Below are 17,339 nucleotides of genomic sequence, written 5' to 3' on the forward strand. Positions count from 1 at the left end.
TAAGTCTACACTTTCTTTAATTTTGAAAGTAGTATATATAGGAACTTATGTTCTATAGGGATGTATGTTCATGTTTTGGAATAATATAAAAGTTCACTATATTTTAGGAGGAATAGAAATGGAACAACGAATTAATTATCTTGAAGTAGCACCTGAAGCACTTAACATTATGATGGAAATGGAGAAGTATACTAAATCTACTGGAATAGACCGTAAACTCCGTGAACTAATTAAAATCCGTGCTTCTCTAATTAATGGCTGTGCTTTTTGTATTAATATGCATACCTCTGACGCTCGAAAAATGGGTGAAACGGAACAGCGTTTATTCGGCGTCAGCGCATGGAGAGATTGCGATTTCTACACAGATGCTGAAAAAGTGGCATTAGAATTAACTGAACATGTGACGTTAGTTCCAACTAAGCGTGTACCTGATGAGCTTTATAATCGAGTGCGTATACATTTTAGTGAAAAAGACTATGTGGATCTTGTTATTTTGATCAATCAAATTAATAGTTGGAATCGACTCTCCATTTCAATGGGAAGTTTCGCAACTGCAGCAAAATAAGAAATTTTTTTCCCTATTTAAGTATAAATCTTCAGCAATCGGGCGCTTCCCTTGTAAAGGGATTAGCGCTTGATTTGTATAATAGGGACAGATTGATTCAGAAACATAGACCATTCAAGCTTCATCTTATTTGATATTCGTGGCACTTTGACAACCTCCTTTTACTGTATAAATTAAGAGCAATTTTACGCATTTTCAAAACCTGTAGCAGGACTTTTTAAAAATTACATTACTTACCAGAAAAGGCTGTTCCAAGCTAAAATAGAACGTAAAAAATAACTCAATGTTGTGCATATTGAGTGCTATGTATTAAAAACTATATTTATGCTATAGTTCAATATTAATTTTATAGTTTACAAGAATTTACTTTTTGAATAGCTATTTTTTATAACAATTTAATCATTGAATTAAATTGGTGGAGAAGACTTAAAATAACAACTAAAATTATAAAATGAAAGAGGAGTAAAAATGAAATATTCAACTTTATTATTTGATTTAGATGGAACATTACTTGATTTTAATGCATATGAACAGATTGCTCTAGAAAATTTATTTTCAGAACACAATGTTCCATTTACAAGTGAAATTAGAAATACATATGATTTGATTAACAAAAATTTATGGTTACAATATGAAAAAGGTGAAATACCATTAGATCAAGTGTTAAATTCACGATTTTCAGAAGCTTTAAAATTACATGATCTAGATATAGATGGTTGTGATTGGGAAAATAAATATCGGGAATATCTTGCTGATGGGTATCTCTTAATTGATGGCGCATTGGAAATATGTGAAAAACTATCGAAAACACATAGAATGATCATTGTTACTAATGGAATCAGAAAAACTCAAATTAAAAGATTAAAAATGTCTGGTTTGTATAAATTCTTCAGCGAAATATTTGATTCTCAATCAATCGGTTTTCAAAAACCTGATCGAAGATTCTTTAAACATGTTATCAATTATATTGATGATAAAAAATTAGATAAGTTGCTTATTATTGGAGATTCCCCAAACACTGATATATTAGGGGGGATCAATATGGGAATCGATACTTGTTGGTTTAATCAATCAAACAAAATGTTATCAGGATTAAATACGATTAAAAGCACATATACGATAAATCATTTATCAGAGTTACAAGAAATCTGTAAAATTTAACAACTTTATTTTACCCCCATCTAAAACAGGAAGGGGGTATACATGTTTGAAGTATTAAAATTAAATAACTTATTGTAATCTTGACATTTCTTTATTGCGGGTGGTGACAGCTTCGCTGGTACTACCCCGAGAAAGTGAAAAGTTAATAATGAAGTTGAATTCATACATCAGTTGTTCGGAATAGCATCATAACGGGCAAGTTAGTAGGTAATATAGGTTCTATTTTTATCAAATTATTTTCGCACCAGAACCTTTTTTTTTATATTTATACTCCTTAAAAGATCCATTTTTTTGGTACTTTAGCACAGTAGCCTCATCCATAACATATAAAGAACGGACATAAAAAACGCCACTTTTGCTGTTGCGGACGGCTACGAGAACGTGTTCTTCCTTTTCTCCATCATAAAACAGCTTAATATACTCAATAGATCTTTTGGGTGAATATTGGGAAATGTAATCGGGTGAAAAGATTATCTCTCTTAGATAATCTCCGTATTTCTCAAAATCTTCTGAGTGGTCCTTCCTCATATTTATAAGGTTGGTTTCTCCTGAAAAAATAGGAGTATTTCGTTGTATAGGCAAATTTAATATGTTGATTACAATTTCATTAATTAAACCAATTTTTTCTTGTCGTCTCATATTTTCTTCCCCCTTTATCATCTTTTATTCATGATTAGTAGCCTCGTTTTCGTAAGCCAATTATTCGTGGTCATTTATTTTCCATTCTTCAGTCTCAGTTAGTTCTTTGGTTAAATTAAAAAGATCAAATATAGCTGTCCTACATTGGATGCGATAGGGTGAAGGTAAAGTGATTCTAGTTACAATTGAGTCATCCTTACTAATACCAGTTTTAACGTACTCAAATTAAAGGCTTCATCGACTTTTATTTTCAGGGTTTGGGAGTATTTAGGGTGTTGCGGATTTTGATTTCTGTCTTTACTTGGAAGCCATACACCTTTGATCCTCATTTATGCTAGCTTCCTCCCCCCTGAATTAAACGCCTGAAGAGGTAGCGATATCTCCAGGATAAAAAGATTGCACGAATAAGGATATCCAAAGCAATAGCAATCCATATCCCTGCAATTCCCATTTTGAAGTAAATACCTAGGACATAGATTCCGACGATTCTGATTAGCCACATCCCTATGGCCGTACTGTACATTGGGCTCTTGGTGTCCCCTGCTCCCTGCAATGCACCGGTTATGACTAGTCCGATTGCCAAAGCAGGCTGGGCAAAAGCATCGATTCGTAAGGCTACAGTAACCATCTGTATAGCTGCTGCATCATTTGTAAACCACGTGGCTAACCAAGGGGCAAACAAAAACATGAAAACCCCAATGATGCTCATAAATGCAATGGCGATTCCTGTAGTAAGGATCCCATAATGATAGGCCTCTTTAAACCGACCAGCTCCAAGATACTGGCCAACCAAGGTTGTTGCTGCTATCGCCAATCCATAACCTGGCATATAGGAAAACGTCTCGATATTCGCTGCAATTGTATGGGCGGCGAATGTCTCCGTTCCAACAACGACGATCAGTCCAAAATAAAGAACTTGACCTAAGCGCATAATCAATCGTTCAATGGTAGCCGGTGTAGATAGCCTAATAATGAAGGGTAACAATGACTTTGATTCGGATGAATCAAAAAGGGAGAACGAGACATTGGACTTTCTGATGTAATAATATAGAGCCAGCGTTCCAAGTACACGGACTATGACTGTTGCCCATGCTGCCCCTGCAATTCCCCATCCCATCTCACTTCCTAATCCAAAAATCAACAGATAATCAAGGGCAATGTGCAGGATATTCATCCACCAAGCCACATTCATTGGGGTTCTGGTATTGCCAGATGCACGTAAGATACTTCCGAAAATAATCATCAGGGAAATGAAGATAGAGGGGGTACCGATGATTCGGAGATAAACAGTACCTTCTGATATAACTTGAGATTCAGCTCCCATAAGGTTAAGTAACGATTCAGTGAAAAATAAAGTGATCAGTCCAAAAAATATTCCAACTATGATAGCGATAAAGGTGGATTGTTTTGCAACTGCTTTTGCCTTATCTATATTTCCTGCCCCGATGCTTTGGGCAATTAAAGATGAAGCACCAACTCCAATGGCCATGAAGATAGCCATATACACGGCTAAAACAGCATTTGCAATCCCGACTGCCGTTACTTCTACCAGTCCAAGCTTAGCAACAAATAAAGTATCTACAAAACCAACAATTGTTTGCAAGATGTTTTCGATCATGGCTGGAATAGCTAAAAAAAGAATAGCAAACACTTTTTCTTTCGTTGTTCGGTTTTCCACTAGTCTTTGTGAAGACATGCTAACCCCTTCCTTAGGCTATCAAATCTTTTTCTATTCCAAGGGAAGAGAGCAATTTCTCATCGGGGTTCCATCCTTCGTTTAAGATGTTCTCCATCTTCCACTGAGGATTCACGGCTTTCTCCGGATGTTGAAAGACTAGTTGGACCGGAGATGAGTGAGAGTTGGTCAGTAAAGAATCATGAATGGTGAGATTCCCCTCTTCTGGAATCTCATAGCCCGCTAGTATACGCCCAAGTGTGCTTTTTCCGCAACCGCTTGGACCTACAAGCCCAACGATTTCTCCTGGTTTAATCGTCAGGTTAACCCCTCGAAACACCCAAGGACCTTTTCGATAACGAAAACCTATATTACGTGCCTCAAGTTGCATGTATACACCTCACCCTCCCGCTTCGTAATTCTCGTATTTCAGGTTTTACAAGGCAACACTCCCATGTCGCAGTTTCACAACGAGGTTCAAACAAACAACCAGAAGTTAAATTATAATGAACTATCGCCCTTGTCTTTTAATATGCAATTATCGTGCCAAACCGACAAAGTATTCAATCTTTTTTCGGACTATGAAGGGTACTATTATTTAATTAATGATATAGAGAAGTTATTCTTCTATACTCATACCATAAAAATTTCATTTTATTTAATAGAAAATCGCAAATGAACATTTTGTTTATATTATAAATTTATTGAATTCTTTATCAAAAATGTTCAGTTGTACACTTTCGTTCTGAACAACTGTACAATTTTTGAACACTTTTTTTGAACACTTTTTTGCATTCAGTTATTTCTATTCGCTTCAGTTTGTACAGCAAATACTAAGCTATCCAAATAAGGTTCTGGTGCAAAAAATCTATGAAATTTGGACATACTGATATTGCTACTCTCAAAAAGATGTGTGATCCGTATGACAAATGAAAATTTATTTAAGTGGAAGCACTACCACCAGCCTGACATTATTTTATGAATGGCAATATAGTACCTATGGTACAACCTCAATTTTAGAAATCCTGTGGAGGTGATAGAAGAACCGGGTCTATCTATTGCAGATGTCACCATTATGTGTTGGATTCATCCATATGGACCTCAATTGGATAAGAGAATCTGTCGTAGTAGAAGTTGATTTAATTGCAGGAGCGGATTCCTTAGAAGTTTGATTATCGGATGAACATGAAGCAAGAAACAGTAGCGAAATGCACAGAATAATGATAAGTAATTTTACAGGCATCCTATTCACTCCGTAATAATAGATTTTCTTTTCATTTTACTGTTAAAAATCAGGTCTGATTTTTACTATATATAGCAAGATTATGGTATATTAAAAGAAATATACCCTCCTAATGTTTGATCTAAATTTCCTATAAGAGCTAATATGATGAAAATCAAACTAAACAAAGCATGATTGTTCGGATTAGCCAATCAAATTATCGTATTCATTATCTTTAGTATAGAGCTAGTTGACTTAGGCACTAGCTCCTTTATCGTTTTGTGTAGACGAAAACATGAAAAAAGGTTAGGGTCACAGGCCGAACCAACAAATAAAAAATTAATAGAATCGTAATCATTTTCATATTAATGATGGGAATAATTACGCCTTTATTTGGTTTATCTATTAACGTGTTCTAATTTGATCGTCCGTTTTATCTTTGCGTAAATAAAACTATTGAATACAAGGCTAAATTAAGATAGATAGAGGAGACAATATAGTGAAATAAATCATTTTAACCACTGTAATGGTACTTGTTTCCTTTTTAAGGAGGGCTATAAAGTGAAAAACGATGAGCTGAAAGTCGGGATTCTATTTTCATTGACTGGTACGACAAGTATTACTGAACAAGGACTGCATCAAGCCAGTTTATTAGCCATACGCCATGTTAATGAGAGTGGTGGAATTAATGGGAAAACTCTGGTGCCGATCGTCGAAGATGCTGCCTCAGATCCTTATATAGCTGCCCGAAAAGCCGAAAAGCTGATCATTTCAGACCAAGTGACAGCCATTGTCGGGATCTATACTTCTGGCTGTCGGAAAATAGTTATCCCTGTTCTGGAAAAACATAATGCTCTGCTGTTTTATCCTACTTTTTACGAAGGTTCGGAACAACATCCGAATGTCATTTACTGTGGTTCATTGCCCAATCAACAGTTGCTTGATTTTATTCCTTGGCTGATCCACAATGTTGGAAAATCCTTTTACTTACTTGGGTCCGATTATATTTATCCTTTGGAGACGAACCGTCACATTCGCCAATTGATTCAATCCAATGGTGGTACCGTGTATGGCGAAAAACATGTAGCCCTAGGACACCAGAATTTTGCTAAGACACTCAATGAAATTCGTGGAATGAATCCCGATGTTATCTTCTCGACGTTGGTCGGAGACAGTGCGCTCAGCTTTTACCAACAGCATGAGAAATACAAGATGCATCAGCCAATTGCCAGCACCGTTTCGGCTGAAACGGAAATTGCGGCCCTTCATCCCTACAGGGCCTTAGGCCATTATTCTTGTTTTCCCTACTTCAGTTCTATCGACAGTGTCAGTAATAGAAAGTTCATCACTGAATTCCGACAAACATATGGCACCGATATAATCAGTTCCATGATGGAGAGCGCTTACAATAGCGTTTTATTGCTGGCTGAAGCCTTAAAGAGGACCGATACAATTTCGACCGACTCCATTCGCAGCGCTTTATCCGGACTTTCACTCGAAACTCCGCAAGGAAATGTCATATTTGATAGTTCGACTCAGCATTTATGGCTGAATTCTAGGATCGGAAAGGTCAATAAATCCGGTCGGTTCACCATTGTATGGGAATCGGGAAAGCCCATTGCGCCCATTCCATTTCTGGAACATGAGTTATTAGATCCAACTCTGGATTTCAATCCTGTGGATGACACTGACTATTTGAAGTCCAAAATTATGCGGCATGATCCTCTTTTGTCCATATTGAAAAAATCTTTGGCAACCATGCCCGTTCCATTTGCTTATTTTGATGAAGACGGTGTGATGCTAGAGATCTTCAATTCATCTCTGATTCCTGCTCACCTTCATGAATTGAAGCCTGGGGACAATGGTTATAGTGCATCTTTAGGCAACAGTGGAATCGGTCTTGCACTGCGCAAATACTCATCTTCTTATGAAGTGACCAGGGAACCGGGGAGTGGAGAATCCCCAAATGGGATGACGACAGTAGGTTTCCCCATCATTGGGAACTCCGGTGTCCGCAAAGGTGTGTTAGCTGTATGGATTCCTGACACTGCTCCGGAATCTACTGAACTCCTGCTCACAAGTATAGTGAGTATCGTCCATGTATGTGCCAATATGGCAGATATCGAAGAGGAACAGCGTACACTATCCGATGTACTCCATGGAGTATCTGCTCAACTTACGAAGAGCCTATTTATTGTAAAAGAAGGAAGGGTCCTGTTTCAAAACCAAACGGCCGATACACTATTCAAACGCAAACGGGATTTCGTCAACTCTGTTCTGCTGGAGCTTTCTTCCGAACAAGAAGAAGAAAGTATAGAAAACATCGTTCGTACTCTAAGGCGGGAGGATTCAGAAGAAAGCTATGAAGTTAAAGTGATCTATAAAAATTCTATGCACTTCATATATTTCAAACCGCTCCCTCGTCAAATGCATCGTTTTTCTTTGAAAGAGCGGCGTAGCTTAACAACTAATGATTTAATTGGCTTGAACGATTTGTTTTTGCAAACTATTGAGTTTGCTCGTTCCGCTGCTAAAACGAAGGCCAACGTCCTTTTGTTAGGAGAAAGTGGGACCGGGAAAGAGATGTTCGCCCGTGCTATTCATAATGAAAGCAAACGAAAGGATAAACCATTTGTGGCGATAAATTGCGCTGCCATTTCAAAAGAATTAATCAATGCTGAACTGTTCGGTTATGAAGATGGAGCGTTCACAGGAGCCAAAAAAGGAGGGAACGCGGGCAAATTCGAAATTGCAAACGGAGGAACACTTTTTCTTGATGAGATCGGGGATATGCCCATTGATCTTCAGACAACATTATTGAGAGTATTACAGGAGAAGGAAGTCGTACGAGTCGGCGGCCATAAGCCTATTCCGGTGGATGTACGTATTATTGCCGCAACGAACAAAAATCTGTTTCAGGAAATAGCCTATAGTGGCTCTTTTCGGAGCGACTTGTATTACCGTTTGAATGTTTTTACAATCGAACTGATTCCACTCCGTAAAAGAACTGAAGATATTATCGAGTTGAGCAGCTATTATTTGGAGGAACTTGGTGCTGAAATGGAACAGCCGAGGAAGGATCTTTCAGAGGAAGCCGCCGAACTATTAAGAAAATACAATTGGCCCGGAAACATTCGGGAGTTGAACAATGTCATAGAAAGAGCATTTTATTTGGCAGGGGAATCTCCTTTCATTACGGCACATCACCTACCTCAATTTATTGTTCATTATTCTAATGTCTCGCGAGTAAACGAGCGGGACATATTAGTTGATTCCCTTCCTGATGTGACGAACATTGAAGAGAGTATACAGAAAAGCGATGAGCACGAACGACAGGTTTACATTAAAGCTTTAATGGACTATAAAGGAAATATTTCGAAAACAGCCAAACACCTAGGCATTTCTCGCACAACCTTGTACTCTAAACTTAAAGAGCATAACATTCAAAATGAAAGAGTTAAATAATGAGTGAAGCTAGCTTCAAAGATTTTGATTTTCAGCAATCGGGCGCTTTTCCGGAACACGGTAAACGTCATTTTTAAATGATTGAGTTAAATAACAAGTTTTGAAATAATTATATTTTAGCAGTAAAAACTTTGTGGGGTTTCGTTGAAAAAAGGACCATTATTTGCTGGATTTGAGCAAGGAAATCGTTTCTTCAAAACGGTATAAGTGAATGTATAACGAGAAATTTAGAATTTATTATTCTGACTTAACCCTGTAGCTACAGCTTGATAAGTTCTAGAGATTGGCAAGCTCCACATCATTGATTCGTCTACAATTAAATGAATTTGTCGATCTAGATTTATAGAATGGAGAGGATATCCGACCCAAATGAAACATCCTCTTACATCCCAAGCGTAAGTAAGTTGCTTTTTGTTTTGGATCAATCGCTTTATTGATTCCTACTCGATTCGAAATTTGTTAATTATGTATCTTGATTAAGCCCAATATCACAAAGTCTCGACTTAGCCAATTCTTTTAATTGATTAGTTGAAACAAATTCAATATTTGATAACAATAAACCTCCTTGTTTTATCAAGGAGGTTTATTGTTATACTGCTTTTATATATTAATGTCCTGAAGATCCTTGTTTAACTTCTTTATATTGTAATGGAGCATTGTCATCCTTCAAACTTTCAATAATATCTGTTGTTACCACCTCTGCTAATTTTTTGGAAGCTTCATTATCACTTCTAAAATGAACACCCATTTTCATTCTAGAGTTTGCTACATCGGTCGCTATTTTTTCTAAATGTTCTTTTTCGTGAGGGAAAAAATAGGATAGGATATTAGCTGCTGACCAGGCTGTTGTCGTATGTCCTGCTGGATAAGAAGGATGAGCTGGTACCTTCATCCCTTCAGGTAATGTGATAGAAGGGTCTAAATCGGTTGGTCTTGGGCGCAAGTATTCGTATTTCCCTTCAAATGTCGCTGTAAGACCTGTATAAATAGCTCCTGAAACGATAGCATGGACTCGTGCTGCTTCTGGTCCAGTTAAACCGTATTTCTGAACTAGTTCTTCAGTAATTTCAAACCAAAGAGTGTTTGGACTTGCTGTATTCTGCCAACGACGGATAAATTCCTCGTCTTCCTTTGTACGATTTTTTGTCAGCTCTTTCAATTCTTCTACTTCACTTTTTGTAACAGATGAATCGTTTGCAGGCGGGATATCAACCTTATAAGACTTTCCATCCTTAAGCTCAAGCCCCTTCCAGTCACCTGCTTTTGGTGATACAGGATTTTCATGTGTCCAGCCCATTCCTTTATTGATTGAGGGTTCTTTTTGCTGCCCTGTTTCTGTATTTCTTGTTTGTTCTGAACTACACGCTGATAACATGAAAAGCATTAAAAGGGTAAAGGAAGTTATTAAATATAACTTTATCTTTTTTTGTTTCATAATATTCTCTCCTCGTATATTAATAGTAAGAGCTCTTTCTATTCATATAACATTTGATGTTAATTCATATGATAATATTTATAAAATCAGATTCAACCATCCACTTTGTTGTTTTTATAACCATCCACTTTTCGATTTCCACATTATTAACTGCGTTTACAAGCTTATTTATCACGTTGTTAAATTTTTTCTTCAAATTTTGAAAAAAGGTCCCTAAAAAGTAAAATGTACCCTATAGAGTAAACATTTAAAAAAAGGTCTACCTAACCTAACAAACGTAGTTCTTCTTGTGTTTTATCATTGAAATTAAACATAAAAATGGATCATCCTTCCATGCATTTTGAATGGAAGGATGACCTATTTAGATGAAAATTATTTATTTCTTTTCCTTTATTCAAAATCAATCACTAAAAATATTGAACCAATAATTTGTTCACTTTGAGATTAAGCAGCGAATCCCTTTATGCCAAGGATTTTCATCCTCGATGCCATATTAGGTTCCTATTAATAAAGTCAGCCGATTTTATTAATAGGCTGACTTTAATTCGTTCACTTCATTCCATCTGCTCGTCTAGTCTATCCATTTAACCTAAGCAAATTGTTCAGAAGCCTTTGGAAACTCGGTTTCATAGAAATTTAAATTTTCAGTGTCCCACTGAATTACTTTGTTGCAAAGCAGCTGAATCAAATGCCGTTCATGGCTTATAATGAGAATACCTAACTCCCTCTTTTGAGCGATATCCAAGACAGCTAAAAAACAGGGATTAGTAAACTGGCATTACTGTATCCATAGTTTAAACAATCCTTCTATTACTCCTAAGTTGTACATGTAATAAAGCCCAAACACTGTACTAACCACCCCAGTAATTTGGGTAAGTGTTTTATTCAGACTTATCTTTTTCGCACTAAAAACAAATGGAATTCCAATAATTGTAGTAAAGAAAAGCATACCAATGACTGTTCCTGCACCAAATATAAGGATATACATAGCGCCTTCCCAAACACTCTTTACAGTACTCATCGTTAATAGAATCATTGCCCCACTTCCTGCAAGGCCATGAACTAAGCCAATCAACACGGATTTTAGATATGAAACATTTTTATGGGAGTGTTTATGCTCATGTTTACCACTGTTTTCATGGGAATGAACATGTTTATGTTCTTCTGTATCGTGTTCATGCTCGTGTATATGAATATTTTTAAATGAAAGGATCGTTGTAACACCAAGATAAACAAGCATAATACCTACTAAAAATTCTAATGACATAGCCCATTCTGCCGGTATTTCATCTTTCATAAGAATGAAAATAATCCCCACTATAAATAATGTTGCAGTGTGACCTATCCCCCAAAACACTCCTGCTAAAGAGGATCGCAACAACTTCTTACTTTGACTAGCTATTGTTGATACAGCGATTATATGGTCTGGTTCAATTGCGTGTTTGATTCCAAGTACAAATCCCAAAGCTAAAATGGATAGATAACTTACCTCCATTGATATACCTCCTTCGTTTTTTAAATATCATCTGCGATTCTGTTCCTTGAAAGTTTAATCTTAAAAGCAGACAGGCGCTATGCCTGTCTGGCAATCATACGTTAAGCCCTTAATTTTATATTAGAAGCCTGATCCTTAGAAGATGTTGAGGACTTTGTAGACCAATACGCAACTACGAAAAGTAGGATTGTAAGTATTGTTATCCCCCATGTTGTTTTTGGCCCCACTGCATCCCACTGACCAATTAAGATAAGAAAAGCAGGAATAGCCGCCGTAATCCAGGATTGAATGAGGGCCACGCATCCGGTGAAGATACCAATATCTTTCTTTGCGGCTAGTAATAGGTAGAACAATGTCCAGAGAAAAGACCACATCAACCAAATAATAGTAAACTTGACATCATTAAAATAGATCAAGTTTACACCCGCATAGCCTAATGCGAGGATAGCTACCCATAAGGAGTACCAGCCTACACCTGATGGATCATAGTTTTTCAGATTTGTAATACCCACGTAAAGGTACGTTAGACCAAACAGAAAAATACCAGAGGCATTAAAAATGGCCCAAGAATCCCCATTTGCTGTGAAAATTAAATAGAAAGGAGAGATCACCTGTATAGCACCAACAAAGAGATTAAACACCCCTGCGCTTTTGCCATTGATTTTACCGAACAACATTAGACTGTTGACAAATAATACAGCACCTACATACATTAGTCCAACCGAGCTCACTTTTTTAGCCTCCTTTAAGAATCAGTAGAATACATCACTTCTTTTAGGGATAGAATCCAGACTATAGTGTTCTTTTTTCTCCGTTTAAATTCAAAGAAATTTAACACTTTCAATAATATATAACGAGCGTAAATGCCTCAAAATTCATTTACGCTCGTTTATTAATATTTACTTTGCTAATGATGTCCTAATAGTCTAGCATTCCAACATAATCAAATCCCACAGTCACTAAGACAATAAGTATAGATTTATAGTAAATCGGGAAGCCAGCTTCCTATTTTGAACCTGTACGTCGTTCTCAGTAATATACTGAACAAAAAGTCATTAACCATTTTTTATAATTCAGAAAACCGTCAGACATGACAGAATCTTGAAGACAAAAGCGATGTCCGTCAAAGACCATTTTCCTCAATTCTTTTGAATAATTTACCTGACGCCAGTATTGATTTCAATTCAATGACTCTTTAAAGAAAGATCTTCTAGCAGAACTTGCTTCTTGATCCAACTAATAACTTCATCCAGACCTTCTTCTGTTACCATATTGGTGAACAAATATGGCCGATCCACTCTCATACGTTTAGTGTCACGGTCCATCATCTCCAAGTCTGCACCAACGTAAGGAGCAAGATCGATCTTGTTAATGACTAGCAAATCGGAACGAGTAATACCTGGACCGCCTTTGCGTGGAATTTTATCTCCTTCGGCCACATCGATAACGTAAATGAAAGCATCGACTAGCTCTGGGCTAAAGATGGCCGACAAGTTGTCGCCCCCACTCTCTACCAAAATAAGCTCGACATCTGGAAAACGCGTGGCAAGATCGTCAATCGCCTCCAAATTCATGGAAGCATCCTCCCGGATGGCCGTATGAGGACACCCACCCGTTTCGACTCCAAGGATTCTTTCCGGAGGAAGTACCCCCGAACGAACAAGAAACTCCGCATCTTCTTTCGTATAAATATCGTTCGTGACGACGGCCATACTGTATTCCTTCGACATATGTTTGGTCAAACGCTCAGCCAGTGCCGTTTTTCCTGAACCAACTGGTCCTGCAATACCTAATCTGACATATCCCATTTTACATACCTCCGCTAAAAGTTTATTGTTTGCTGCCCATCAAACTTTGATCTACATGATCATGATGGTGATCATCATCATGGTGGTGATGTCCGCCCCCCTTTGGAATAGGTTGGAAGCGTCTACATTGTGTCTCATAATATACATGCAACTTGTTCAACAGCACTTTCGTCGGGTCGTCTACTAGTAGAATAATTTCCCCGCTATCCGTCACTTCAAGAGGCAAATGTCTATTCCCGAACTCATAGGCGATCAACCCAAGCTCTTTGGTTGATTCGGAGAACACAACGAAAACATCGCAAGGCTGAAGGGATACGACAACTATCCCTTCTTCATCTCGTATCAGAATATCTCCATGGCGAAGTGAAGTCTGTGGCTGCAGTGGCAAGGAAATGCCTATTTCTCTGCCGCGATTCGTCTTCTTACGAAGAATTCGTTTAGCGCATTCATCCCATGTCAATTCAACAGTCTCAAGTAACTCCTCGTTCTCATGAGCAAGCCCGTCTTCAAATGCATTTCCTACTATTTGATTGCAAATCATTACACATACTCCTTTCTTATCTAAGAAAATAAAGGCGGCTCATCGGTACTTCCTCTAATGGATCGCAGGTCACGACTTCCCCATCTACTTCTACACGGTATGTCTCAGGATCCACTTTAATATCAGGACAATAATCGTTCCGTATCATATCTTTTTTACCAAGATTTCTCGTATTTCGAACCGGTACGAACTTCTCTGCGGATGCTGGGAGCTGATCGGCGATTCCATTATCTATAGCTGCTTGGTTAACAAAAATATAGGACAGTTTGTTCGGATTGCTTCCAAAAGATCCATACTGTGGTCGGTACAGCACTGGTTGACAAGTCATTAGTGAAGCGTTCGGCTCTCCCATCGTGGACCATGCAATAAAACCACCTTTAATAATCGTCTCCGGCTTCACTCCGAATAAGGTATGCCGCCAAAGAACTATATCCGCCAGCTTGCCAGGTTCCAAAGAACCGACATAATCTTTAATGCCAAATACAGTAGCAGGATTAATTGTATATTTGGCCAAATAACGAAGTGCACGAGCATTGTCATTGTCTCCTTGTTCCTCAGGCAACGCCCCCCGCTGAAGTTTCATTTTCGAGGCAAGCTGCCATACACGCAAAATGCTCTCTCCAATGCGTCCCATACCTTGAGAGTCGGAACCCATAATACTGATCGCCCCCATATCGTGAAGAATGTCTTCCGCAGCTATCGTTTCTGCTCGAACACGAGAATCTGCAAAGGCGACATCCTCGGGTACTGCCGGATTCAAATGATGACAAACCATAATCATATCTTGATGTTCATCTACCGTATTGACGGTATATGGGTTTGTCGGATTAGTGGAGGATGGAATAATATGCGGATAGCCTGCCGCCTTTAGTATATCCGGTGCGTGACCTCCGCCTGCTCCTTCGATGTGATAGGCATGNATNGTACGTCCATTGATTGCTTCCAATGTATCATCTACGAAGCCCGACTCGTTCAGCGTGTCGGTATGAATTTGAACTTGAAAATCCATTTCATCTGCCACTTGAAGGGCTGTATCGATCACTGACAGCGTGCTTCCCCAGTCTTCATGAATTTTAAGTCCAATCGCTCCTCCTTTGATTTGTTCGACCAATGCCTCTTTATCACTCGAATTACCTTTACCAAGCATGCCCATGTTCATAGGGAACGCCTCAAAAGCAGCAATCATTCGTTGGATGTTAAAAGCACCAGGCGCTTCGATGCCTACAGTCTTCGGACCTGTTCCTCCTCCCAGCATTGTTGTGAGTCCGCTGCTGAGTGCTTCCTCAACCAATTGGGCTGAGTCAAAGTGTACATGAGTATCGATCCCCCCCGGTGTAGCTATCATTCCGGGATCAGCGGAAATGATATCCGTACCGGGACCAACGATTAGACCAGGAGTAATCTCCATCGTGTTAGGATTTCCAGCCTTTCCGATGCCCACGATTTTGCCTTCCTTGATACCAATATCGCCTTTGACAATCCCTTGAATAGGGTCCATTATGATGACATTCGTAATAACAAAATCTAGTGCACCTTCACTATTCGGAATAGATGATTGTCCCATTCCCTCCCGCAATGTCTTGCCGCCCCCGAACACTGCTTCGTCTCCATAGTTCGGAGCATTATAATCCTTCTCAATTTCAATCCAAAGATTTGTATCTGCGAGCGAGATTTTATCTCCAACAGTTGGACCAAATAATTCACCGTAATGCTCTCTGCTTATTTCCATGGTTATCCCCTTTTCATCATTAAGTATTGTTTACAGGCTTAGTCAGACTTTAAATTTTTTTAACTGCACACTTGACGAATAATTTTTTGTACTATTTCGACTTTTCTGTCTATATTCTGGTTTATTTTTACTATATCAGGATCAGATAGAACCTTATTATTTTCCATTTTATACATAATCTGTCGATCTTCATCTATACTTTTTGTTAAATGTAGTATTTTTTGTAAATACATTGAATTGGTCCTCTCCATTTTGATATTGATTGATTTTTGTAAGTAAAAATCATAAGCAAATGTCAGAAACTTATTAGGCCAATGTTAAACAACTTTATTGTCCGATATTTGTACGAACGGGATCCGTCTTTTCAATTAGGGCAGGGTATTTACTTGTTTTAATATCCCCACCCATCGTTCATCATTTTTTCATATAACCTTTTTCTCGAGCTACTTTAAAAGCGTTTTCTCGAATGGTTTGATCTTCACTAGAACCCATCGTCAACCCATTAAAACCAAATATATTCTTTTTCCCTCCAAAGTCGACCAACTGAATGGTCTTTTCTTCACCAGGTTCAAACCGAATAGCTGTACCAGACAATATATCTAGATGCTTACCAAATGCCTTTTCACGGTCAAATTGCAGGGCTTTGTTCACTTCAAAAAAGTGAAAGTGGCATCCTACCTGAATTGGACGGTCACCACAATGCTGAACTCGAATCACCTCTCTGTGAGACCCTGGACGTAGCGTAATAGATTCTTCTTCGTAACGAATTTCTCCTATATTTCCATTAATTTTCATCATTCTGTCACCTCCTAAAATATTAAACAGTTTGGTTCGCAATGTCGGATCTTGTCGAAGTAAAAATCGAATCATCCAATGTAAAATAGTCTTCCTTCCCTATCTCTGCCCTTGTCGGGAGACGAATTGGGTCATGTATAGTGATTAACTTTGATCCGTCAGAAAACATTCCTTCCACTTGTAAGATTGGGATTAGCTCTCTCACTCCAGGTAGAACATCTTCTTGTGACAATATCTGTGTGCCGAAAGAAATAATATCCGCCAACCGCTTGTTCGCTGTAACGGCCTGTTCCATCAGCTCATCGCTTATAATTGCCACCGCTTCTGGGTAATTGAGTTTCAGTCCATTTTTCAATCTTCTTCTTGCTAATTCAGCTGTAGTAAATACTAGCAGCCTTTCATTTTCCCTTGGAGTTAAATGCATTTTTCCCTCCACCACCTATTCTTATTTTTATGACATGCAGAGCCTTGTATATAAGGTTTCATGTTCCATTGAAGCAATCTCAAGACCAGGAGAAAAACTATTTACGTTCTCAATCATAAAGTCTTCTTCTCTCATCGAATAACTTTCCAATCGTTTTCCAAGTCTGTAGAGCACAAGCTGCGACTCATTCTGACCAAGTGGCATAATTCGGGTCGCCACGGATACCAAAGATACCAATCCAGAAAACAAAAACGTCTGCACAGCCTCCCATAGAGGTAGAGACAGTTTTGCCGCCACTACGCCATAGCCTATCGCGTAGTGATACTGCAAAGTATTGTTCAACAAGTTTCCATAAAAGGAACTGTCGTTATCTTCCTGTAAATTT

Annotated in this window: 14 protein-coding genes and 2 pseudogenes; 4 read left to right on the forward strand and 12 right to left on the reverse strand. The window is 38.2% G+C overall.

The features are described 5' to 3' along the window. Positions 1 to 118 precede the first annotated feature (118 nt). Complete coding sequence (locus tag A3M5_RS0107900) at positions 119 to 565, forward strand: carboxymuconolactone decarboxylase family protein (protein ID WP_018393226.1); 447 nt, start codon at positions 119 to 121, stop codon at positions 563 to 565. 468 nt (positions 566 to 1,033) lie between these two features. Next, positions 1,034 to 1,726: a YjjG family noncanonical pyrimidine nucleotidase gene (locus A3M5_RS0107905; protein ID WP_018393227.1), complete on the forward strand. Its 693-nt coding sequence runs from the start codon at positions 1,034 to 1,036 to the stop codon at positions 1,724 to 1,726. A gap of 228 nt (positions 1,727 to 1,954) precedes the next feature. Here A3M5_RS0107905 and A3M5_RS0107910 read toward each other — a convergent pair whose 3' ends face one another. The 3 genes from A3M5_RS0107910 to A3M5_RS22535 form a co-directional block, all read right to left on the reverse strand. After that, positions 1,955 to 2,365, reverse strand: coding sequence for a PBECR3 domain-containing polyvalent protein (locus A3M5_RS0107910; protein WP_018393228.1), 411 nt, complete (start codon positions 2,363 to 2,365; stop codon positions 1,955 to 1,957). Positions 2,366 to 2,699: 334 nt separating this feature from the next. Then, a complete protein-coding gene (locus A3M5_RS0107920) occupies positions 2,700 to 4,061 on the reverse strand; it encodes an MATE family efflux transporter (protein ID WP_018393230.1) in 1,362 nt (453 codons plus the stop codon). Positions 4,062 to 4,074: 13 nt separating this feature from the next. Continuing rightward, on the reverse strand, positions 4,075 to 4,431 hold the full coding sequence (locus tag A3M5_RS22535; RefSeq protein ID WP_018393231.1) for an ATP-binding cassette domain-containing protein: 357 nt from the start codon (positions 4,429 to 4,431) through the stop codon (positions 4,075 to 4,077). Between the two features lie 531 nt (positions 4,432 to 4,962). On the opposite strand from A3M5_RS22535, the pseudogene A3M5_RS26090 reads away from it, so the two are divergent. Further along, positions 4,963 to 5,160 (forward strand): annotated as a pseudogene (locus A3M5_RS26090) (IS6 family transposase); the annotation flags it as partial. A gap of 663 nt (positions 5,161 to 5,823) precedes the next feature. Beyond that, on the forward strand, positions 5,824 to 8,727 hold the full coding sequence (locus A3M5_RS0107930; RefSeq protein WP_018393232.1) for a transporter substrate-binding protein: 2,904 nt from the start codon (positions 5,824 to 5,826) through the stop codon (positions 8,725 to 8,727). Positions 8,728 to 9,334: 607 nt separating this feature from the next. Here the strand turns inward: A3M5_RS0107930 and A3M5_RS0107935 are convergent. The 9 genes and pseudogenes from A3M5_RS0107935 to A3M5_RS0107980 form a co-directional block, all read right to left on the reverse strand. After that, positions 9,335 to 10,162 carry a phosphatase PAP2 family protein gene (locus tag A3M5_RS0107935; protein WP_018393233.1) on the reverse strand — a complete coding sequence of 276 codons (828 nt, stop codon included), beginning with the start codon at positions 10,160 to 10,162 and terminating at the stop codon, positions 9,335 to 9,337. A gap of 778 nt (positions 10,163 to 10,940) precedes the next feature. Further along, positions 10,941 to 11,657, reverse strand: a complete 717-nt coding sequence (locus tag A3M5_RS0107940; RefSeq protein WP_018393234.1) for a HoxN/HupN/NixA family nickel/cobalt transporter — start codon at positions 11,655 to 11,657, stop codon at positions 10,941 to 10,943. Positions 11,658 to 11,758: 101 nt separating this feature from the next. Next, positions 11,759 to 12,388, reverse strand: a complete 630-nt coding sequence (locus A3M5_RS0107945) for an AmiS/UreI family transporter (RefSeq protein ID WP_018393235.1) — start codon at positions 12,386 to 12,388, stop codon at positions 11,759 to 11,761. A 453-nt stretch (positions 12,389 to 12,841) separates the two neighbouring features. Next, positions 12,842 to 13,465, reverse strand: coding sequence for an urease accessory protein UreG (gene ureG, locus A3M5_RS0107950; protein WP_018393236.1), 624 nt, complete (start codon positions 13,463 to 13,465; stop codon positions 12,842 to 12,844). A 22-nt stretch (positions 13,466 to 13,487) separates the two neighbouring features. Next, a complete protein-coding gene (locus tag A3M5_RS23685) occupies positions 13,488 to 14,006 on the reverse strand; it encodes an urease accessory protein UreE (protein ID WP_018393237.1) in 519 nt (172 codons plus the stop codon). 16 nt (positions 14,007 to 14,022) lie between these two features. Continuing rightward, positions 14,023 to 15,741: an urease subunit alpha gene (gene ureC / locus A3M5_RS0107960; RefSeq protein WP_196803585.1), complete on the reverse strand. Its 1,719-nt coding sequence runs from the start codon at positions 15,739 to 15,741 to the stop codon at positions 14,023 to 14,025. 408 nt (positions 15,742 to 16,149) lie between these two features. Beyond that, on the reverse strand, positions 16,150 to 16,533 hold the full coding sequence (ureB, locus tag A3M5_RS0107970; protein WP_018393240.1) for an urease subunit beta: 384 nt from the start codon (positions 16,531 to 16,533) through the stop codon (positions 16,150 to 16,152). A gap of 118 nt (positions 16,534 to 16,651) precedes the next feature. Then, positions 16,652 to 16,954: pseudogene (locus tag A3M5_RS22545) on the reverse strand (urease subunit gamma); the annotation flags it as partial. Between the two features lie 27 nt (positions 16,955 to 16,981). Then, the coding region (locus A3M5_RS0107980) for an urease accessory protein UreF (protein WP_286130575.1) at positions 16,982 to 17,339 on the reverse strand (358 nt) is incomplete at its 5' end.

Origin of the sequence: Bacillus sp. 37MA (assembly GCF_000372765.1) — a bacterium.
In the GTDB taxonomy this organism is placed as follows: Bacteria; Bacillota; Bacilli; order Bacillales; family Domibacillaceae; genus Domibacillus; species Domibacillus aminovorans.